Origin of the sequence: Mesorhizobium sp. Cs1299R1N3, assembly GCF_037179625.1 — a bacterium.
GTDB classification, from domain to species: Bacteria; Pseudomonadota; Alphaproteobacteria; order Rhizobiales; family Rhizobiaceae; genus Mesorhizobium; species Mesorhizobium salmacidum.
On the sequence record NZ_JAPYKQ010000001.1, the window covers coordinates 581,514 to 600,327 of the forward strand.

Consider the following 18,814-nt stretch of genomic DNA (forward strand, 5'->3'; position numbering starts at 1 on the left):
GGGGCAGATTCTTCAGCTCCGCTGCGCTCAACCGTCTCTCCTCATCTGCCGAGACCCTCAGGCCAATTCGGCGAACAGGCTGTTGTAGCCCGTCTTCGTGATTCGCACCTTGATAATGTCACCGATTTCGCCGGCCATTTCATCAACAATAACCGGCTGCAGCCAAGGCGAGCGACCAACCTTCTGGCCGGCCTGGCGGCCGGGCTTCTCGATCAATGTATCTATGGTGCTGCCGACCAAACTCAAGCCGAAATCCTGCTGTTGTTTCAACAGCAGTGCCTGCAGGCGCTGCAGGCGCTCATCCTTGACCGCTTCCGGCACGTGGTCGGGCATGTCGGCGCCCGGCGTGCCGGGACGCGGCGAATATTTGAACGAGAAGGCCGAGGCGTAGTTCACCTGGCGCACCAGTTCCATGGTCGCCTCGAAATCGGTTTCCGTCTCGCCGGGGAAACCGACGATGAAGTCGCCCGACAGCGCGATATCGGGGCGGGCAGCACGGATGCGGTCGAGCAGCGCCAGATAGTCCCGCGCAGTATGCCTGCGGTTCATCGTCTTCAGAATGCGATCCGAGCCGGATTGCACCGGCAGATGCAGATAGGGCATCAGCGACGGCAGGTCCCGGTGCGCCGCGATCAGTTCGTCGTCCATGTCGCGCGGATGGCTGGTGGTATAGCGCAGCCGCGCCAGGCCGGGAATTCCGGCCAGCCGGAACAGCAGGCGGCCTAGACCCCATTCCTGACCGTTCTCGCCCTCGCCATGCCAGGCGTTGACGTTCTGGCCAAGCAGCGTCACCTCGCGCACCCCGGCCTCGGCCAGGCGCTCGGCCTCAGCGACGATCTGCGCCACCGGCCGCGACACTTCCGAACCTCTGGTATAAGGCACGACGCAGAAGGTGCAGAACTTGTCGCAGCCTTCCTGGACGGTGAGGAAGGCGGTGACGCCGCGCTTGATCACCTCGGCACGCTTAGGCTGCGGCAGATGCTCGAATTTGTCCTCGATGGCGTATTCGGTCTCGACGATCTTCTCGCCGCCGCGCACTCTCGCCAGCACGTCGGGCAGACGGTGATAGGTCTGCGGCCCGATGACCAGGTCGACGGCCGGCGACCGGCGGATGATCTCGGCGCCCTCGGCCTGCGCCACGCAGCCGGCGACGCCGATCAGCATCTCGCGGCCGGCGCTGGCGCGCTCGGCCTTCATGTCACGGATGCGGCCAAGTTCCGAATAGACCTTTTCGGCGGCTTTTTCCCTGATATGGCAGGTATTGAGCAGCACCAGATCGGCCTCGCCGATGGCATCGGTCGCGGCATAGCCGTCGGCGACCAGCGCATCGGTCATGCGCTGCGAATCATAGACGTTCATCTGGCAGCCATAGGTCTTGATGAAGACCTTCTTCGCTGCCGTGGTGCGCACCGCCGGCTGTCCGGCCACGGTGCCGATGTCGTCGCTTTCAATCGTGTTCAAGTCCATCCGGCGGCTTCTAACGCCTTTCCGTGACAAAAAACAGACGATTCTGGCATGCGTCAGCCGGCGCATGCCAGCGGCTAACGGCTCGGGAGCGGATCGGCGAGGGCCGCCTGCATCATCTCGCGCACCCGGCCTTCCATCAGCTTGGCCGTTTCCTTGCGGTTGGAACCCTTGGCAAAGGCGATCGGTTCGCCAAAATGCACCTCCACGTCGAGGGCGCCCTCGGCCATCAGCACCTTGAGATGCGGCATCAGGTCTTCGTCGCCGATCCAGGCGGCGATCGGGCGGTGGCGGCGGCCAAGCGGCACGCCGTGCAGCCGCGTGTAGGCGATCGCCACCGGCTGGATGAATACTTCCTGCGCGGCACCTTCCGAGATCGCCATCGAGGCGGCGCCGAACAGGGTGCTCTTGAAGGGCAGGACGACATTGCCGTCACCAGTCGACCCCTCCGCGAACAGCACCATGGCATCGCCCTTGGCCATGCGATTGGCGATCTCGCTGGCCTGGTCGCCCGAGGAGCGCTTGCGCTCGCGCTCGATGAAGACGGTGCGCTGCAGCTTCGACAGCATGCCGATCAGCGGCCAGCCTTCCATGTCGGCCCTGGCGATGAACTTCACATCGGCAAAAGAGCCCAGCACCATGATGTCGGTCCAGGAAATGTGGTTGGAGGCCACCAGCAAGGGCCGCTTGGCCGACAGCGTTCCCCTGACATGAACGCGCATGCCGAGCGCCCGGATGATCAGCCTGTGCCAGATCTTGAGGACGAAGGCTTCCGGCCACCAGCCCGTCTTCATCGACAGGATCTGCAGCGGCACGAGAACCAGCGACCCGGCGACGACAAGGCCCAGCGCCAGGAAAATCCTGATTTTTCCGATCATATGTCCTGGCCCTACCCGATCCCTCGCTAGCGAAGATCGCGGCGCATGACAAGCGCGCCGGTCGGCCCGCGATCAGGCGACTTGTAGTAATCCGGGCGCTTGCCGACTTCCCGAAAACCCAGCCGACGATAGAGGGCGATCGCGGCGGCATTGGTCTCATCGACCTCGAGGAACAGGGCTTCGGCACGCTGCGAATGCAGTTCGCGCAGCACCGCGTCCATCAACTGCCAGCCCAGGCCCTGGCGGCGATGCGATCGCGCCACCGCGACGGTCAGGATTTCACCCTCGCCCGCGGCCAGCCGGGCGAGTACGAAGCCAACAGGCGGCTTGTCGCCCTGCCCGGTTTCGCGCGCGGCATAGCCAAAGACGGTGTCCTGTTCGAGCAAGGCAGCGAACTCACCGTCGGTCCATGGGCGGACAAAGTCCTCGCGGTGCAGCACCGAGACAGCGGGGCTGTCGGTGACCCTGAGCGGCTCGAGCGCGTAGTCCCGGCGACGCGATTGAAGAAAGGGTATACGCATCAATTCTCGTTTTCTCGCCTGACCATGATCTGTGGACAAACGGGACCGTTTGTCCGCGAAAACCGGCTTCCACTTTTCGGGATCATGGTCTTTGCCTCGAAAGTATAAATCCGGCCTGTGGCTTGGCATCGGCACCGCGCAGATAAAGCGGCTTCGGCCTTTCGCCCTGTCCCTTTGCGGCAGCCAGCCGGGCGTAGGTGAGGATGTCGGCGGTTGCTGTCCGAGGCCCGATGTCGAAGGTGCGGCCGGCCGCTTCAGCGATCAGCGTCGCTGCCGTACCGGCGAGCACCGCGGAATGCTCCGACGCCATGGCTACCGCGTTCGCAAGCGTGGCCACCGCCGGACCGTAAGTCAAAACTGACATTTCATCATAGAGTGCGGCATGGATTTCCTCGCGTCCGGCATCGAGCGCCGCCAGCACGGCACGGCCTGGAAATGCGGTGGCCGCCTCGGCGGCCAGCGCCTCGACGGTCGTCACCCCGATTGCCGGCACCTTGAGCGCCAGCGCCAGGCCGCGCGCGGTCGACACACCGACGCGCAGGCCGGTGAAGGAGCCGGGGCCAACGGAAACGGCAATGGCGCCAAGGCCGGCGTAGTCGGTCGCACCGGCCTTCAACGCTTCGGCGATGACGGCCATCAGGTGCTCGGCATGGCCTTTGCCCAGATCGAGCACCGAACGGCCGAGCTCCCGCCCGACCGCCGCGTCGTAGACGCAGGCGGCGCAGAGGCTGGCGGCACAGTCGATGGCGAGAACTTTCATGAAACGACCGGTTCGAGAAACAATTCCCTGTGCCCGCCATAGCGCGCAACCGCAAGGGTATAGTGCACAATTTGTTAAGCGGCTTCGGTTTGGCCTGGCAGAACGGCTTATGCCGCCTGCTCTATGCGCAGCATGTGATTGTCCCAGACATAGGCCGGTTCCGACCGCGTCCCACCATTGCCCTCGATGATCTCGCCGGCACCCGTGGTGGCCATGAAGCCGGCCCCGTCGGGCGCCACGCCGCAGACCTCTACCAGCGCGCTGGAGGAGACGACCCGGCCGCTGCCCGCATCAATCACGACCAGCGAATTACCTTCCGGCGAGGAGACGGCGACGGTACCGGCAACAGGATTGGTGGCGACCGAGCCGATATAGTTGCGGAAACCGGACAGCACGTCCTGCGGCATGTCGAGCAAAGCCAACTCCTTGCCCCGCGCCGCCCGCCCAACCAGCAGCGGACGATCGGTGCCGGGGCCCCGGTACTGGCAACCGAACCAGACGGCGCCGGTCTGGTCGGTATCCATGTGGCGGATCGACAATTGGTGCAGTGCAGCCGGTAATTCGTGCTTTTCGACCAGGTCGCCGGTGACGCGGTCGACAAGGACATAGGAGGGTTTCATCGTCGCAATGTTAAGCTCGGCGCGGCCATAGTCGGGATGGGTCTCGATGCCGCCATTGGCGACCGCGATCGTCTTGCCGTCGCCCAGCAGCAGAAGTTCGTGCGGACCCATGCCGTAGGTCGGGAATTCGCCGATGCGACTGAATTTCGCCCGCGCATCGTAGACGCCGACCACGCCGGCCGCGTTGTCGAAATCGTTCTCGGTGGCGTAGAGCAGAGCGCCGTCGGGCGAGAACACGCCGTGACCGAAGAAGTGCCGGCCGGTGATGCTGGCGATGGTTTGCGGAGCGTCGCGCCCCGTGTGGTCGAAAACGACGGCGAAGGTGCCGGGCTGGCGGGCGAAGACCACCGAACGCTTCGATATGGGATCGAAGGTGACGTCATGGCCGCGATCGGGCAAGTCGATCGCATGCAGAAGCTTGCCGGCCTCGGATAGAACGGCAGCGCCAAAACTGCCGTCGCGCTTGACGAAGGCGGTGGCGAAGACCGCGTCAGCAGCAAGCGTGTTTGCCCAGACGGAGGGCGTCACGGCGGCGGCGAAGCCGATGCCGGCGGCCCTCAAGAAATCGCGGCGGTCGATGAGCAATCTCTTCATGCTCAGTCCCCATCCAGCGACGAGAAGCCGGCGGTCAGGCCGAATTCGGCGGTCAGTCTGGTGCCGATCAAGGTCGACAGGCTGGAGGTGATCAGGGCGAAATGCTCGAGTTTTTCGCGTAGCGCCGGATCGGCGAGCGCCTTGTCGATCGGGCCCTGGACGGCCTTGGCGGTCGCCACGCCGTTGACCAGTTGGATGTGGATCGAGTCCGCCATCCAATGCGCATCCGGCGGCAGCGCGTCGCCAAGCTTCGACACCTGGAACAGCGCATCGACGCCGGCCAGATTTCCAGCCAGCGCTTTGGTGGTGTTTTGTGAACGCCAGTAGATCGCTTGTTTTGGCTTGTCGGCGTTGGGTCCGGCGCCCAGAAAACCCTTCAGGCGCACATCGCGGACCATTTCCAGCTCGTTGATGAAGACGCCGACCAGTTCGGTGACCGCCTCGTTGCCATCACGATAGAGCGCATTTTGCGGCCCCGGATTGGCCCAGAGTGCGGCGAAACCGTCCGGTTTGTTCCAGGCCGCGCTGACCTCCGCTGCGATGGTCTCGATATTGCCGGCAATAGCCTCGCCATAGGCGCAGCGATAGGGTTCGTCCTTGCCCGTCAAGACATCGGCGCCGTCGCCGTGAAGCACGAATTCCAGCGCGCCGAGTCCCTGCATGGCAACGCTCTTGCCGGCAAGCTGGACAGGGTCGGTGGCGGCTGGATCCTTGTCCGACAACGCCGCCTGAACCTGTTTCAGACCGATGCTCTTGCGGTCCGGCCAGAACAGCATGCGCTCCAGCCTGTTGTTCTCCTTGATCGGCCCAAAACCGATGATCTCGGCCGATGACCAGGCATGGATGGTGGCCGAAAATTCGGCCCGCGCCGCATCAAGCTCCCCTTGCGACGGCGCCTCGCAGAGCTTGTGCATCGCTTTCACGAGGGCTTCCGTATGCTGGTGCAGGTCCTCATAGGCCGGTCGGATAAAGCCGTCGATCGCGCGCTGGATGACGTCAGAGGCTTTCATCGCGGCCGATGCGGGCAAGGCCCCCAGCAGGGTCAATGGGAGAACGAGGACCAGCGCGAAACGCTTCGGCATCAAAGTGACTCCAGGAATTTGACCAATGCATCGCGCTCGATGGCGCCGGTGGCGGCAAAGCGGTCGCGCGCCTTCTGCGCCTCGCCACCATGCCACAGGATAGCCTCGACCAAAGAGCGCGCACGGCCATCGTGCAGATAGAAGGAATTGCCGTTGACCGTTTCGGTGAGGCCGATGCCCCATAGCGGCGGGGTGCGCCACTCATTGCCGGTCGCCTCGCCCACGGCCTGGCCATCGGCAAGATCCGGCCCCATGTCGTGCAGCAGGAAATCGGAATAAGGCCAGATCAACTGGAACGCCTGCGCCTTGTCAGGCGCATCGCGACGGGTGACGAATTTCGGCGTGTGACAGGCGACGCAGCCGATTTCGTAAAAGACCTTCTTGCCGGCGAGCACATCAGGCGAAGCGAGGCCGCGCCGCGCCGGCACAGCCAGGTTCTGTGAATAGAAGGTGACGAGATCCATTACCGGCGCCGGCGCCTCGGCCGGGCCGAGGCGCGCCTGCACGCCGTTTGGCATTGCGAGGCATTTTTCCTGCGCGGCGGTGCAATCACCCGAGTGTTTCGGCTCTTCCGGCGTCGAGATGCCGATATCGCCGGCAAAGGCATCCGCGGCCTGCTGGCGGATCGACGCCGCCTGCGCCTTCCAGCCGAAACGGCCAAGCGTCAGCTCGCCGCTCGGGCCATCACGCACGATGTTCGGCTTGCCGGAGATGCCATCGCCGTCCCTGTCGTCCGGGTCGGCATGGGCCAGAATGTCGGCCGGCGCAATCTGTTCGATCAGGCCAAGGCCGATCATCGGCGGCGTCAGGCGCGGCGACAGCGTGGTGCGCGGATCGAGCGGTCCATAGGCAAGATCGTCGACCGCGTAGGTGGGTTTGCGCAGGGAAATGACGGTGCCGTCCGTCAGTTCCACCTTACGTTCCTTATAGTCGACACGCATCCTGCCTTCACCCTTGAGGCCAGGCACGGCCAGTTCCTGCAACTGCGTGCCATAGACCGGGTCCGGGAGATTGAGCAGCCTATGGTCGGCGAGCGCCGCCTTCTCTTCCGCGCTGCGTGCGTCACGCGCCAGCCGCAGGAACATCGAGGTGGTGCCGGCATCGCCTTGCGGCGGCCGGCCGCGGCCATCCTTCAGGTGGCAGTTCTGGCAGGCGCGTTCGTTGAACAGGGGCCCAAGCCCATCCGAGGCCTGCGTCGAGGATGGCGACGACACCCAGTTCTTGCGGAAAAGCGCGTTGCCGAGCTTGAAGGTGCCTTCTTCCTCGAAGCTGATGTTGGCCGAGGATTGCGAGAAGGAATCACGGCTGACGTCCTTCCGCGAGGTGCCGGCGCCACCTTGCATCAGTTCGAAAGGCTCGGGTTTGGAGAAGTCCTTGGTCGGCCTGCTGACGGCGGTGACGCGCGCCTGATCCTTGGCAGTGAGATCGGTGCGCGTGGTGGCGAGGCCAGCCGGTTGAAAGTCGCCGGCGATCGCGGAGGATGTCAGCGCCAGCACGAGAATAAGGCCATGCCGACCAGCCGGTATGGCTGGCGTTTTCCGAAGGCGCAGCGGGCCCTTGGCCCGCCGCAAGCGGCGCAGGACGTCTAAGAGGCGCCGCATTCCCGCATATCCTTAGTCCGCCTCGTCCGCCGATGCGGCGTTGAGCTGGCCGTACTTCTCCTCGCCGATCGAGGCCAGGAGGTCGAGCTGCGTCTCGAGGAAGTCGATGTGGCCTTCTTCGTCGGTCAGCAGTTCCTCGAACAGTTTCATCGATACGTAGTCGCCCGCTTCATCGCAGATTTCGCGCGAGCGCTTGTAGGCAGTGCGCGCGTCATATTCACCGGCAAGATCGGATTCGAGCACTTCCTTGACGTTCTGGCCGATGCGCAGCGGCGCCACGGACTGCAGGTTGGGATGGCCTTCAAGGAAGATGATGCGGGCCACGAGCTTGTCGGCGTGGTGCATCTCCTCGATCGATTCCGCACGCTCCTTCTTGGCCAGCTTGGCGTATCCCCAATCCTCGAGCAGACGGAAATGCACCCAATATTGGTTGACGGCGCCGAGTTCCAGAAAAAGAGCCTCGTTAAGCCGCTCGATGACCTGTGGTTCGCCTTTCATGGGTTCTGCTCCCGTATTGGACGCGCAGGCCTCTGACGCGATCCAGATGTGAAACGATGTCCACGCCGCTCGCCTGCGAGCGGGCGTGGTAGTTCTCGGTGACCCGAATGATCGTTTCGACCACATTTGGGAAGCAGCCGCAACACCGACCCCGTTTGTGCATGGCGTGATAGACTTTCGCCGGCACGATGAGCTGCCAGGGATCCTGATCCAGCAGGCCGATGATCGTCTGCTCGATCTCCTTCTCGGTGATGATGTTGCAATGGCAGATCAGCATTTCGTCGCTCTGGCTGACGGCGCCGGTGCGGCGCCGTTTGGCTTGGGTAGGCCTACTTGAACACCTTGTCGGGTGCGTCGAGGCTGTCGGAACCTTCGAAGGCAATGGCGTTCAACTTCAACGAACCGACCGCGCGCTCGATCGACTTGGTCTGGTCGATCAACGCGTCGATCGCCGCCTGAACGGTGGCATTGCCCGCCGTATTGCCTTCGGCGATCTGCTGGTTATAGGCCTCGCCGGCCTCGGCGCGCGCCTTGATCGCCTCCATCCTGGCGACGGTGACATCGAGTTTATCAGTCAATTCCTTGTCGATCGCCGGATCGGCGACCTTGACCATATCGGACACCGAGGGACCTGAAACGACGGTGCCATCAAGCCTGGTATAGCTGGCATGGTAAGCAGCGCGGATGCCGACGGCATCATAGAGATGGGAATTGTAGGTGTTGTCGGAGAAGCAGTCATGCTCCTCTTCCGGGTCATGCAGCAACAGGCCGAGCTTCATGCGTTCGCCCGCCAGTTCGCCGTAGGAGAGCGAGCCCATGCCCGTGAAGATCACCGAAATGGCGGTGTTCGGCTCGCCATCGAGCAGGTTCTTGCGCGCGGCGCCGTCTTCCTTCCAGTCGTCGACCATCTTCTGCAGGTCGGAGACCAGAAGGCCAGTCGCCGACTTCAGGTACTCTGCGCGGCGGTCGCAATTGCCGCCGGTGCAGTTCTTGAGATCGTAGTCGGTGTAGGGGCGCTCGCCGGCGCCCGGGCCGGTGCCGTGCAGGTCCTGGCCCCAGAGCAGGAATTCGATCGCGTGATAGCCGGTGGCGACATTGGCTTCGACGCCGCCGGCCTGCTGCAGCGTGCCGGACAGGAATTCCGGCGAAAGCTTCGACGCATCGACCTTCTTGCCGTTGATCTCGATCTCCTTGTTGGCGATCACATTGGCGGTATAGAGCGAATTCGCATCGGACTCGGTGCCGTAGCTCTTGGCGACATAGTCGATCAGGCCTTCGTCCAGCGGCCAGGAATTCACCTCACCTTCCCAGTCATCGACAATCTTGTTGCCGAAGCGGTAGACCTCGGTCTGCTGGTAGGGCACGCGCGCCGCCTTCCAGGCGTCGCGGGCAGCATGGAGCGTTTCCGCCGACGGGTTGGCAAGCAGTGCGTCGACCGCCTTGTCGAGCGCCTGCGCCGTGGTCAGCGAATCCTCATATTTGGCAAGCCCGATATCCGCGTAAGTCTTGATGACCGCCTTCGCGTCGGTTTCCGCCCTGGCAGGCAGCACGAATACCGCTGCCGTCAGCAGCGCCGTGGCGCCGATCGCCGCCAGCCTGCCGCCATATCGTGCTGTCATTATCGCTCTCCAGTTCCTCGGAAATTTTCTAAGCGGCGCGCGCGCCAACCCGCGCCAGGCCACATTCATGCCATTGGGCGCAAGACATGCCGCGTGATCGCGCGGCTCGGGGAAGACAGACACCAAAATGCCTCCAATCGAACGGGTTCAAGGCCCAGACATCAAAGGGATGCGCCAATGCGCGAGCCTCCTTAAAGCTTCGAGTCCGATGAAAGTCAATGGGAATTGCTGGAAAACCCAATCGAAACAATAGTTTAGAATTATTCTAAACTGCAATAGTCAACTTTATGCGCCGTTGCGCGGGCATTTGCACCGAACTGTACGATTGACAGCCGCCGTCCCGGGTGCGACCCGCAAACCTCCCTTGCGGCGGCGCCAGACAATCGCCACTTGGCGAGACGTCCTAGGATCGAGCGGGATCGGAATGCGATGAAGAACGGCGTGGTCATTGTCGGTGCGGGTCATGCGGGCGTGCAGGCGGCCGCCAGCCTGCGCGAGGATGGCTATGACGGGCCGGTGATCCTGGTCGGCGACGAGAACGAACTGCCCTACCACAAGCCGCCGCTGTCGAAGACCTTCATCAAGGATGCCGAGGCCAAGCCTCAACCGCTTCGGGGCGAGACGTTCTACACCGGTAGCGCCATCGACTACCGGCCGGGGATGCGGATCGAGCGCATCGATGCCGGCCGCCATAGTCTCGACATTGCCGGCGGCGGCGCACTTGCCTTCGACCATCTGATCCTGGCGACCGGATCGCGCCCGCGCGCCCTGCCGCTGCCCGGCGCGGATCTATCCGGCGTGGTGTCGCTGCGCTCGCTGGCCGATGCGCGGCTGATCCGGGAGTTGAGCGCGCGGAGCGAAGACGTCGTTATCCTCGGCGGCGGCTTCATCGGGCTGGAGATCGCCGCGACGCTGCGGGCGGCCGGCCGCACCGTGACGGTCGTCGAAGCCGTCGACCGGCTGCTCGGACGCGCCGTGGCGCCGATGGTGGCGAGCCATGTCCGGCAAAGGCTGGAAGCGACAGGCGTGCGCATCCTCACCGGAACCTCGATTTCAAGGCTCGAAGGCGAAAACGGCCATGTCACGGCCGCGATCACCTCGTCAGGCGAAAGGCTGCCGGCGCGCATGGTCGTGGTCGGCATCGGCGCCGTGCCGAATGTCGAACTGGCGCAAGCCGCGGGCCTTCATGTCGCCAACGGCATTCGCGTCGATCACCAGATGCGCAGCTCGGTGCCGGAGATTCTGGCCATCGGCGACGCCGCCTCCTACCAGCACTGGTTCACCGGCGGCGACGTGCGGCTGGAATCGGTGCAGAACGCCACCGACCAGGCGCGACTTGCCGCCCGGACAATTGCCGGTCACACCGACGCCTACTCGGCGGTGCCATGGTTCTGGTCCGACATTGGCGACATTAAATTGCAGATGGTCGGCCTGACCGCCGGCGGCGACAACCATGTCGTTCTGGGCGACCTGCCCGACAACAAATTCTCGATCTACCACTATGCCGGCGACCGCCTGCTCGGCATCGAATCCGTCAACCGCCCTGGCGACCACATGCTTGGCCGCAAGATGCTCGGCGCCGGTTTTTCGCCGACGCCGCAGATGGTGGCCGCAGGCCCGGACGGGCTGAAGGCGGCACTGGCGGCATTCCAGAACATGGAGCCAGCCAAGGCCCGTGCGTAGGATTTCCAAGTTTTGTCATAGGCAATAAAATGCCCGAATGAGCACCATGAATATCTCGCTGCCGGACAGCTTGAAGCATTTTGTCGATCAGCAAGTGACGGACCGCGGCTATGGCACAAGCAGCGAGTATGTGCGTGAATTGATCCACCACGATCAGGATCGTCAGCTTCTGCGCGGTTTGCTCCTCGAAGGCGCATCTTCCGCGCCGGGCGCTCCCATTGACGATGACTATTTCGCCTTGCTGCGAAAACGAGCCCAAGGCCAATAAATTAGGTGGCCGCAAAGGCGATTATTCCTCGAAACCTTGCTCTGCGAGATATCGAGAACGCTGTTGATTATTATGCGCGCGAAGTTGGTTCTCATACAGCGTTGGGCTATGTCGACGATCTTCAAAACGCCTACAAACTGATCGCCGACCATCCGGCATCGGGCTCTTTGAGATTTGAGATATGGCTACGAAATCGGATTGCCTGGTCTTCGTAGTGTGCAACTCAAGCGCTACCCATATCTGATCTTCTATCTTGAGCAGGCCGATCATATCGATGTGTGGCGAGTGCTACACGCCAAAATGGACATCCCAGCCTGGTTGCAGAATCCGAGCTCCTGACGGCACGTTCACCAGCTTTGATGCAAGCCGTCAGGAGAAATGAGGCGCCGCCTTTTCAGGCGGCGCAGACTTCGCGGATCGAGCTTTCCAGAATGTCGAGCGCTTCGTTCATGACCTCGTCCTGGATGGTGATCGGCGCCAGGAAGCGGATGACGTTGCCATAGACGCCGCAGGTCAGCAGGATCAGGCCCTTGTCGAGCGCCTTCAGGCGGATCGCGTTGGCGATCTCGGCCGACGGCAGGCCTTTCTTGACATCGTTGAACTCCACGGCGTTCATGAAGCCCAAACCCCTGATGTCGACAATCTCGGGCACGTCGTCACGGATCGACTGCAGACGCTGCTTCAGCCTCGCACCCAGCGTGTTGGCGCGGTCGCAGAGCTTTTCGTCCTCGATGACATCCAGAACCGCATGTGCCGCGGCGACGCCGATCGGGCTGCCGCCGTAGGTGCCGCCGAGGCCGCCGGGAGCAGGCGCATCCATGATCTCGGCGCGGCCGGTGACCGCCGACAGCGGGAAGCCGCCGGCGAGGCTCTTGGCCATGGTGGTGATGTCGGCCGCCACCTCATGGTGGTCCATGGCGAACATCTTGCCGGTGCGGGCAAAGCCGGTCTGCACTTCATCGGCGATGAGCAGCATGCCGTGCTGGTCGCAGAGCTTGCGCAGCGCCGTCAGCAGTTCACGCGGCGCGTCGTAGAAGCCGCCCTCGCCCTGAACCGGCTCGATGATGATCGCGGCGACGCGGGCCGGATCGACATCCGCCTTAAACAGCTTGTCGAGCGCGGCCAGCGAATCGGCGACCGAGACACCATGCAGTTGCACGGGGAACGGCACGTGGTAGACGTCGCCCGGCATGGCTCCGAAGCCAACCTTGTAGGGCACGACCTTGCCGGTCAGCGCCATGCCCATGAAGGTGCGGCCGTGGAAGCCGCCGCCAAAGGCGATGACGGCCTGGCGGCCGGTGGCGTTGCGAGCGATCTTGATGGCATTCTCCACCGCCTCGGCGCCGGTGGTGACGAAGATGGTCTTCTTCTCGAACTTGCCGGGCAGCATGGCGTTCAGCCGTTCGGCCAGCCGCACATAGCTTTCATAAGGCACGACCTGGTGGCAGGTGTGGGTGAAGCGGTCGAGTTGCGCCTTGACCGCCTCGATCACCCTGGGATGGCGGTGGCCGGTGTTGACGACGGCGATGCCCGAGGAGAAGTCGATATAGCGGCGGCCCTCGACATCCCAGATTTCCGAATTTTCAGCCCGATCGGCATAGATCTGCGTGGTCATGCCGACGCCGCGCGAGATCGACTGGTTCTTGCGTTCGGAAATGGCGGAGTTCTTCATGATATCCCTCACCGGGCCGGCGCCCGTTCTGTTTGATGTCGTTGAATTCCCCTTCTGGCCTTATTTCAGACTTTCCTCAAGTCGGCACCGTCACCGGGTCGATTGGGCCTGACTTAACCAGTCCGGCGATACACCGGTTTCCTTTTCTTCGGGATCGATTATCCTCCCGATATCCGCGAGGGGATCGCGATCAGCGACCGGCGCGCGAGCGAGGGAACCATGAGCAGGAACGCGACATCGTCCATCTCGCCGCGATCCGCCAAAACTCCCAGCCCTTTGTCTTGTCCAGCCGCTTTGTCTTGTCCAGCCGCTTCGATTCTCGCCTGCACGGCCCTGGTGCTGCTCGCCGGTTGCCAGAAGCAGGAGGCGGCGGAAAAAAAGCTGCCGGTCATGGTGCGCACCGAGACGGTGGCGATGGCCGATTATGCGCCGAGAACCTCGCTGACCGGGGTGATCGCGGCGCGTACGTTGAACAATCTTTCGTTCCGGGTTGGTGGACGCGTCGCGGAGCGGCTTGTCGATGTCGGCCAGCATGTCGATCAGGGGACAGTGCTTGCCCGCATCGATCCGCAGGAGCAGGAATCCGATCTGCGTTCGGCGCAGGCCGATCTCGATGCCGCGCAGGCGCAATTGACACAGGCCGCGGCCACTTTCGAGCGGCAAAAGACGCTGCTTGCCCAGGGCTTCACCACCAGGCGCGACTATGACGTGGCCGACCAGACGCTGAAGGTGGCGCAAGGCAGCGTCGATGCCGCGCGGAGCGCGCTCACCAATGCCCAGCAGAACCTGTCCTTCACCGAACTCAAGGCCGGTGCGGCCGGCGTGATCACCGCCCGGCAGGTCGAAACCGGCCAGGTGGTGCAGGCGGCGCAGACCGTCTTCACCGTCGCCGAGGATGGCGACCGCGACGCGGTGTTCAATGTGCAGGAGACGCTGGTCGCCAGGACGCCGGCCTCTCCGGCGGTGACGATCACGCTGTTGTCCGACCCGCAGGTCAGGGCAACAGGCAAGGTGCGCGAAATCTCGCCGGCGGTCGACCCGGCTTCAGGCTCGATAAGGGTCAAGGTCGCCATTCCCGACACGCCCGCCGGCATGCCGCTCGGGGCAGCCGTGATCGGCTCGGTCGGCGCCAAGCCGGCGAAGGCGATCCTGTTGCCTTGGCAGGCCCTGACATCCAGCGCCGGCAAACCGGCGGTCTGGATCGTCGATCCCGCGTCCAAGGCAGTCGCGACGACGCCGGTGGAGGTGCTGGCGTTCGATTCGGGTACCGTCGTCATTGCCAAGGGACTGAACGAAGGCCAGAGCGTCGTTACGTCAGGCGGGCAATTGCTCAGCCCCGGCCAGACGGTCGAGATATCGGGAGCGGCGCAATGAAGCGGCTGCTACCCGTCCTGCTTGGCCTTGCCGCGCTTGCCGCCTGTTCGAAATCGGACGAGAAGCCGCCGGAGATCGTCCGGCCGGTGTTGTCGGTGGTGGTCGAGCCGCGCACCACGCAAACCTTCGGTTTCGCCGGATCGGTCGAACCGCAGGTCAGCGCCGATCTTGCCTTCCGCCTGCTCGGTCGCGTCGTCTCGCGCGACGTCAAGGTCGGCGACATCGTCAGCAAGGGCGCGACGATCGCTGCACTCGACCCAACCGCGCTGGAACTGGCCGTCCAGGCGGCCAAGGCCGAACTCTCCAATGCCGAGGCGCAATTCGCCAATGCCGCCGCCAGCGAGGAGCGCCAGCGCCAGTTGCTCACGTCTGCCAATACGTCGCAATCGGTCTTCGATGCCGCGCAGCAGGCACGCAAAGCCGCGGAAGCCAGTGTCGAGCGGGCCAAGGCTTCGCTGGCCAAATCCCAGGAGCAACTCGGCTATGCCAGGCTGTTCTCGGATTTCGATGGCGTCGTCACCGCCGTCGGTGCCGAGGTCGGCCAGACGGTCTCACCCGGGCAGACGGTCGTCACCGTGGCGCGCTCGGACCCGCGCGAGGCAGTCGTCGACATTCCCGACCAGTTGACCGGCGACTTAACGGCCGGCACGCCGTTCCAGGTCATCCTGCAGTCGCTGCCGACAATCCAGACCGAGGCCAAGCTGCGCGAGATCGCGCCCCAGGCCGAGGGCTCGACCCGAACGCGCCGCGTCAAGCTGACGCTGACCGATCCGCCGCAGGCCTTCAGGCTCGGCTCGACGGTAACGGCGACCCGCATGACCAAGGTCGTACCAACGATCGAACTGCCCATCTCGGCCTTGCTCGACAAGAATGGTTCCGAAAAAGTGTGGATCGTCGAACCACAGACATCGAGCGTGAGCATGCGCGACATCAAGGTCGCGTCGAAGGCCGGCGGCACCTTCACGGTGGCCGAAGGGCTCGAGGCCGGGATGCGCGTCGTCACGGCGGGCGTCCACAACCTGAGCGAGGGCCAGAAAGTCAAAGTGCCCGAGGGAGGGGCCTCATGAAAGGCTTCAACCTCTCCGACTGGGCGCTCAACCACCGCTCGCTGGTCTGGTATTTCATGCTGGTCTTCGTGGTGGCCGGCGTGTTTTCCTATCTCAATCTCGGCCGCGAGGAAGATCCAGCCTTCACCATCAAGACGATGATCATCCAGGCCAACTGGCCGGGCGCATCGGTCAACGAGACGGTGCGGCAGGTGACCGACCGCATCGAGAAGAAGCTCGAGGAACTCGACAGCCTCGACTACACCAAATCAGTCACCACAGCCGGCCAGACTGTCATCTTCGTCAACCTGAAGGACACCACCAAGGCGCGCGACGTCGTGCCGAACTGGCTTCAGGTGCGCAACATGGTCAACGACATCAAGGCGCAGTTTCCGCAAGGCGTGCAGGGCCCGTTCTTCAACGATCGCTTCGGCGATGTCTACGGCAACATCTATGCCTTCACCGCAGACGGGCTGACACAACGTCAATTGCGCGACTATGTGGAGGATATCAGGACAAAAATCCTGACCGTGCCCAATGCCGGCAAGGTCGATCTGGTCGGCGCGCAGGACGAGGCCATCTATCTCGAATTCTCGACGCGCCAGATAGCGGCGCTTGGCCTCAACCAGCAGCAAATCGTCGCCAGCCTGCAGGCGCAGAATGCGATCACGCCGTCCGGCGTGATCCAGTCCGGGCCGGAGCGCATCAGCGTGCGCGTCGGCGGCCAATTCACTTCCGAGGAGAGCCTGCGCGCCATCAATCTGCGCGTCAACGATCGGTTCTTCCGGCTGAGCGACGTGGCGACGATCACACGCGGTTACGTCGACCCGCCGACGGCCTTGTTCCGCTTCAACGGCCAAAACGCGATCGGGCTTGCCATCGGCATGAAGCCCAATGCCAATCTGCTCAAATTCGGCGAGGCACTGCACGAGGAGATGAACAAGGTGCTGGCCGACTTGCCGGTCGGCGTCGGCGTGCATCTGGTCGCCGACCAGCCTGTCATCGTCGAGGAGGCGGTCTCAGGTTTCACGCATGCGCTGTTCGAGGCGGTGGCCATCGTACTCGCGGTGTCGTTCATCAGCCTCGGCATGCGCGCCGGCTTCGTCGTGGCGCTGTCGATCCCGCTTGTGCTGGCCATCACCTTCACGGTCATGGAGTATCTGGGGATATCGCTGCAGCGCATTTCACTGGGCGCGCTGATCATCGCGCTCGGACTGCTGGTCGACGATGCGATGATCGCGGTCGAAATGATGGTGGCGCGGCTGGAGGTTGGTGACAATCTGCGCAAGGCGGCGACCTATGTCTACACCTCGACCGCCTTCCCGATGCTGACCGGCACGCTGGTGACGGTCGCAGGCTTCATTCCGATCGGGCTCAACTCGAGTGCTGCCGGCGAATACACCTTCACGCTGTTCGTCGTCATCGCCGTATCGCTGCTGGTGTCATGGATCGTGGCGGTGCTGTTCGCGCCGCTGCTCGGCGTCACCATCCTGCCGGCGACAATGAAGACCAAGCATCACGACCGGCCGGGCCGCTTCACGTCACTGTTCCGGCGCGTGCTTGTCGGCTCGGTGCGCCGGCATTGGCTGACGATCATCGTGACCGTGCTTCTGTTCGCTGCCTCGATCGCCGGCTTCGGGTTCGTCCAGCAGCAGTTCTTCCCGCCTTCCGATCGGCCGGAGCTGATCGTCGACTGGAACCTGCCACAGAACTCCTCGATTGCCGAAACGCGCGACCAGATGGAGCGCTTCGAACAGCGGGCGCTGGTCGGCAATCCCGACATCGACCACTTTTCCTCCTATATCGGTCAGGGCGCGGTGCGCTTCGTGCTGGCCTATGACGTGCAGCCGGCCAATCCCTATTTCGGCCAGACGGTGATCGTCACCAAGAGCATCGAGGCACGCAACCGGGTGAAGCCGGCGCTGGAGAAGCTGCTGCGCGCGGAGTTTGTCGGCACCGACGCCTTCGTCAAGCCGCTTGAGCTCGGACCGCCGGTTGGACGGCCTGTGCAGTACCGCGTCGGCGGCCCTGACATCCGGACGGTTCGAGAACTGGCGCAGCAATTCGCCGGCGTGATCTCAGCCAATCCGAAGCTCGCAGCACCGACCTTCGACTGGAATGAACCGCAGCGTGTGCTGAGGGTCGACGTGCTGCAGGACAAGGCGCGCCAGCTCGGCATCACCTCGTCCGACATCGCCAGCACGCTGAACAGCACGGTGGGCGGCGCGACGATCACGCAGGTGCGTGACGCGACATACCTCATCAACGTCGTGGCACGTTCGCGCGAAGCCGAGCGCGGCTCGATCGAGACGCTGCAGAACATCCAGCTGCCGACCGGCAATGGCGAGGCAATCCCCCTCGCCGCGGTCGCCAATTTTCGCTACGATCTGGAGCAGCCCACCGTCTGGCGGCGCGACCGCATCCCGACTATCACGGTGCGCGCCGGCTTGGTTGGCGACGTACTGCCGGCGACCGTCGTCAACGAGTTGAAGCCGTCGGTCGACGCCTTCATCGCCAAGCTGCCGCCTGGCTATTCGGTCGAGACCGCCGGCTCGGTCGAGGAAAGCGCCAAGAGCCAGGGACCAATCGCGGCCGTGGTGCCGCTGATGCTGTTCGTCATGGCGACCATCCTGATGGTGCAGTTGCAGAGTTTCCAGCGCCTGTTCCTGGTGGTGGCGGTGGCGCCGCTGGGCCTGATCGGCGTTGTGGCGGCCCTGGTGCCAAGCGGCGCGCCGCTCGGCTTCGTCGCCATCCTCGGCGTGCTGGCGCTGATCGGCATCCTGATCCGCAACTCGGTCATTCTGATCGTGCAGATCGAGGACCTTGTCGCCGAGGGCAGGGATCGCTGGGCCGCCGTCATCGAAGCGACAGAGCACCGCATGCGGCCGATCGCACTGACCGCCGCCGCGGCCAGCCTGGCCCTGATCCCGATCGCCCGCGAAGTGTTCTGGGGGCCGATGGCCTACGCGATGATGGGCGGCATCATTGCGGGTACCGCAATCACGCTGCTGTTCCTGCCGGCACTTTATGTGGCGTGGTTCAGGATCAAGGAGCCGAAAGACGCGGCGCTAGGCGAAGCGCAACAGGGTGAGGTCCTGCCGGAAAGCGGAACGGTCTGAGGCGGGAAATACACT

At 63.7% G+C, this 18,814-nt stretch carries 16 protein-coding genes and 1 pseudogene; 6 read left to right on the forward strand and 11 right to left on the reverse strand.

Annotated features, from left to right (window positions below):
- Positions 1 to 57 precede the first annotated feature (57 nt).
- The 10 genes from miaB to O7B34_RS02750 form a co-directional block, all read right to left on the reverse strand.
- The gene (gene miaB, locus O7B34_RS02705; protein WP_337144759.1) at positions 58 to 1,467 is read right to left on the reverse strand and encodes a tRNA (N6-isopentenyl adenosine(37)-C2)-methylthiotransferase MiaB; all 1,410 of its coding nucleotides are present in this window, start codon (positions 1,465 to 1,467) and stop codon (positions 58 to 60) included.
- A gap of 74 nt (positions 1,468 to 1,541) precedes the next feature.
- The gene (locus tag O7B34_RS02710) at positions 1,542 to 2,342 is read right to left on the reverse strand and encodes a lysophospholipid acyltransferase family protein (RefSeq protein ID WP_337144760.1); all 801 of its coding nucleotides are present in this window, start codon (positions 2,340 to 2,342) and stop codon (positions 1,542 to 1,544) included.
- A gap of 26 nt (positions 2,343 to 2,368) precedes the next feature.
- A complete protein-coding gene (gene rimI, locus O7B34_RS02715) occupies positions 2,369 to 2,863 on the reverse strand; it encodes a ribosomal protein S18-alanine N-acetyltransferase (RefSeq protein ID WP_027142048.1) in 495 nt (164 codons plus the stop codon).
- A gap of 82 nt (positions 2,864 to 2,945) precedes the next feature.
- The gene (gene tsaB, locus O7B34_RS02720) at positions 2,946 to 3,623 is read right to left on the reverse strand and encodes a tRNA (adenosine(37)-N6)-threonylcarbamoyltransferase complex dimerization subunit type 1 TsaB (RefSeq protein ID WP_337144761.1); all 678 of its coding nucleotides are present in this window, start codon (positions 3,621 to 3,623) and stop codon (positions 2,946 to 2,948) included.
- A 107-nt stretch (positions 3,624 to 3,730) separates the two neighbouring features.
- Positions 3,731 to 4,837: a DUF1513 domain-containing protein gene (locus O7B34_RS02725; protein WP_337144762.1), complete on the reverse strand. Its 1,107-nt coding sequence runs from the start codon at positions 4,835 to 4,837 to the stop codon at positions 3,731 to 3,733.
- A gap of 2 nt (positions 4,838 to 4,839) precedes the next feature.
- The gene (locus O7B34_RS02730) at positions 4,840 to 5,919 is read right to left on the reverse strand and encodes an imelysin family protein (protein WP_337144763.1); all 1,080 of its coding nucleotides are present in this window, start codon (positions 5,917 to 5,919) and stop codon (positions 4,840 to 4,842) included.
- The gene (locus O7B34_RS02735) at positions 5,919 to 7,520 is read right to left on the reverse strand and encodes a di-heme oxidoreductase family protein (RefSeq protein WP_337144764.1); all 1,602 of its coding nucleotides are present in this window, start codon (positions 7,518 to 7,520) and stop codon (positions 5,919 to 5,921) included. Before O7B34_RS02735 ends, O7B34_RS02730 begins: the two co-directional genes overlap by 1 nt.
- Before the next feature lie 12 nt (positions 7,521 to 7,532).
- Entirely contained in the window at positions 7,533 to 8,018 is a 486-nt protein-coding gene (gene bfr / locus O7B34_RS02740; protein ID WP_027142053.1) for a bacterioferritin, read from the reverse strand.
- The gene (locus O7B34_RS02745; RefSeq protein ID WP_140507681.1) at positions 7,984 to 8,295 is read right to left on the reverse strand and encodes a (2Fe-2S)-binding protein; all 312 of its coding nucleotides are present in this window, start codon (positions 8,293 to 8,295) and stop codon (positions 7,984 to 7,986) included. The genes bfr and O7B34_RS02745 overlap by 35 nt, the downstream gene beginning before the upstream one ends.
- A 52-nt stretch (positions 8,296 to 8,347) precedes the next feature.
- Positions 8,348 to 9,637 carry an imelysin family protein gene (locus O7B34_RS02750; protein WP_337144765.1) on the reverse strand — a complete coding sequence of 430 codons (1,290 nt, stop codon included), beginning with the start codon at positions 9,635 to 9,637 and terminating at the stop codon, positions 8,348 to 8,350.
- Positions 9,638 to 10,066: 429 nt separating this feature from the next.
- Between O7B34_RS02750 and O7B34_RS02755 the strand changes: the two genes are divergently transcribed.
- The 3 genes and pseudogenes from O7B34_RS02755 (at position 10,067) to O7B34_RS02765 (ending at position 11,927) form a co-directional block, all read left to right on the forward strand.
- On the forward strand, positions 10,067 to 11,320 hold the full coding sequence (locus tag O7B34_RS02755) for an NAD(P)/FAD-dependent oxidoreductase (protein WP_337144766.1): 1,254 nt from the start codon (positions 10,067 to 10,069) through the stop codon (positions 11,318 to 11,320).
- A 37-nt stretch (positions 11,321 to 11,357) separates the two neighbouring features.
- On the forward strand, positions 11,358 to 11,588 hold the full coding sequence (locus tag O7B34_RS02760) for a ribbon-helix-helix domain-containing protein (RefSeq protein WP_337144767.1): 231 nt from the start codon (positions 11,358 to 11,360) through the stop codon (positions 11,586 to 11,588).
- A gap of 5 nt (positions 11,589 to 11,593) precedes the next feature.
- Positions 11,594 to 11,927: pseudogene (locus O7B34_RS02765) on the forward strand (type II toxin-antitoxin system RelE/ParE family toxin).
- 55 nt (positions 11,928 to 11,982) lie between these two features.
- Here the strand turns inward: O7B34_RS02765 and O7B34_RS02770 are convergent.
- On the reverse strand, positions 11,983 to 13,260 hold the full coding sequence (locus O7B34_RS02770) for a 4-aminobutyrate--2-oxoglutarate transaminase (RefSeq protein WP_337139232.1): 1,278 nt from the start codon (positions 13,258 to 13,260) through the stop codon (positions 11,983 to 11,985).
- 219 nt (positions 13,261 to 13,479) lie between these two features.
- Between O7B34_RS02770 and O7B34_RS02775 the strand changes: the two genes are divergently transcribed.
- The 3 genes from O7B34_RS02775 to O7B34_RS02785 are packed head-to-tail and all read left to right on the forward strand — an operon-like array spanning position 13,480 to position 18,799.
- Positions 13,480 to 14,634, forward strand: a complete 1,155-nt coding sequence (locus O7B34_RS02775; protein WP_442920934.1) for an efflux RND transporter periplasmic adaptor subunit — start codon at positions 13,480 to 13,482, stop codon at positions 14,632 to 14,634.
- On the forward strand, positions 14,631 to 15,701 hold the full coding sequence (locus O7B34_RS02780; RefSeq protein WP_337144769.1) for an efflux RND transporter periplasmic adaptor subunit: 1,071 nt from the start codon (positions 14,631 to 14,633) through the stop codon (positions 15,699 to 15,701). The genes O7B34_RS02775 and O7B34_RS02780 overlap by 4 nt, the downstream gene beginning before the upstream one ends.
- A complete protein-coding gene (locus O7B34_RS02785) occupies positions 15,698 to 18,799 on the forward strand; it encodes an efflux RND transporter permease subunit (protein ID WP_337144770.1) in 3,102 nt (1,033 codons plus the stop codon). The genes O7B34_RS02780 and O7B34_RS02785 overlap by 4 nt, the downstream gene beginning before the upstream one ends.
- Positions 18,800 to 18,814 lie beyond the last annotated feature (15 nt).

Bases quoted from the DNA above. Each gene is read 5' to 3' on its own strand.
- miaB (WP_337144759.1), bottom strand. From the start codon at position 1,467: ATGGACTTGAACACGATTGAAAGCGACGACATCGGCACCGTGGCCGGA.
- O7B34_RS02710 (WP_337144760.1), bottom strand. From the start codon at position 2,342: ATGATCGGAAAAATCAGGATTTTCCTGGCGCTGGGCCTTGTCGTCGCC.
- rimI (WP_027142048.1), bottom strand. From the start codon at position 2,863: ATGCGTATACCCTTTCTTCAATCGCGTCGCCGGGACTACGCGCTCGAG.
- tsaB (WP_337144761.1), bottom strand. From the start codon at position 3,623: ATGAAAGTTCTCGCCATCGACTGTGCCGCCAGCCTCTGCGCCGCCTGC.
- O7B34_RS02725 (WP_337144762.1), bottom strand. From the start codon at position 4,837: ATGAAGAGATTGCTCATCGACCGCCGCGATTTCTTGAGGGCCGCCGGC.
- O7B34_RS02730 (WP_337144763.1), bottom strand. From the start codon at position 5,919: ATGCCGAAGCGTTTCGCGCTGGTCCTCGTTCTCCCATTGACCCTGCTG.
- O7B34_RS02735 (WP_337144764.1), bottom strand. From the start codon at position 7,520: ATGCGGCGCCTCTTAGACGTCCTGCGCCGCTTGCGGCGGGCCAAGGGC.
- bfr (WP_027142053.1), bottom strand. From the start codon at position 8,018: ATGAAAGGCGAACCACAGGTCATCGAGCGGCTTAACGAGGCTCTTTTT.
- O7B34_RS02745 (WP_140507681.1), bottom strand. From the start codon at position 8,295: ATGCTGATCTGCCATTGCAACATCATCACCGAGAAGGAGATCGAGCAG.
- O7B34_RS02750 (WP_337144765.1), bottom strand. From the start codon at position 9,637: ATGACAGCACGATATGGCGGCAGGCTGGCGGCGATCGGCGCCACGGCG.
- O7B34_RS02755 (WP_337144766.1), top strand. From the start codon at position 10,067: ATGAAGAACGGCGTGGTCATTGTCGGTGCGGGTCATGCGGGCGTGCAG.
- O7B34_RS02760 (WP_337144767.1), top strand. From the start codon at position 11,358: ATGAGCACCATGAATATCTCGCTGCCGGACAGCTTGAAGCATTTTGTC.
- O7B34_RS02770 (WP_337139232.1), bottom strand. From the start codon at position 13,260: ATGAAGAACTCCGCCATTTCCGAACGCAAGAACCAGTCGATCTCGCGC.
- O7B34_RS02775 (WP_442920934.1), top strand. From the start codon at position 13,480: ATGAGCAGGAACGCGACATCGTCCATCTCGCCGCGATCCGCCAAAACT.
- O7B34_RS02780 (WP_337144769.1), top strand. From the start codon at position 14,631: ATGAAGCGGCTGCTACCCGTCCTGCTTGGCCTTGCCGCGCTTGCCGCC.
- O7B34_RS02785 (WP_337144770.1), top strand. From the start codon at position 15,698: ATGAAAGGCTTCAACCTCTCCGACTGGGCGCTCAACCACCGCTCGCTG.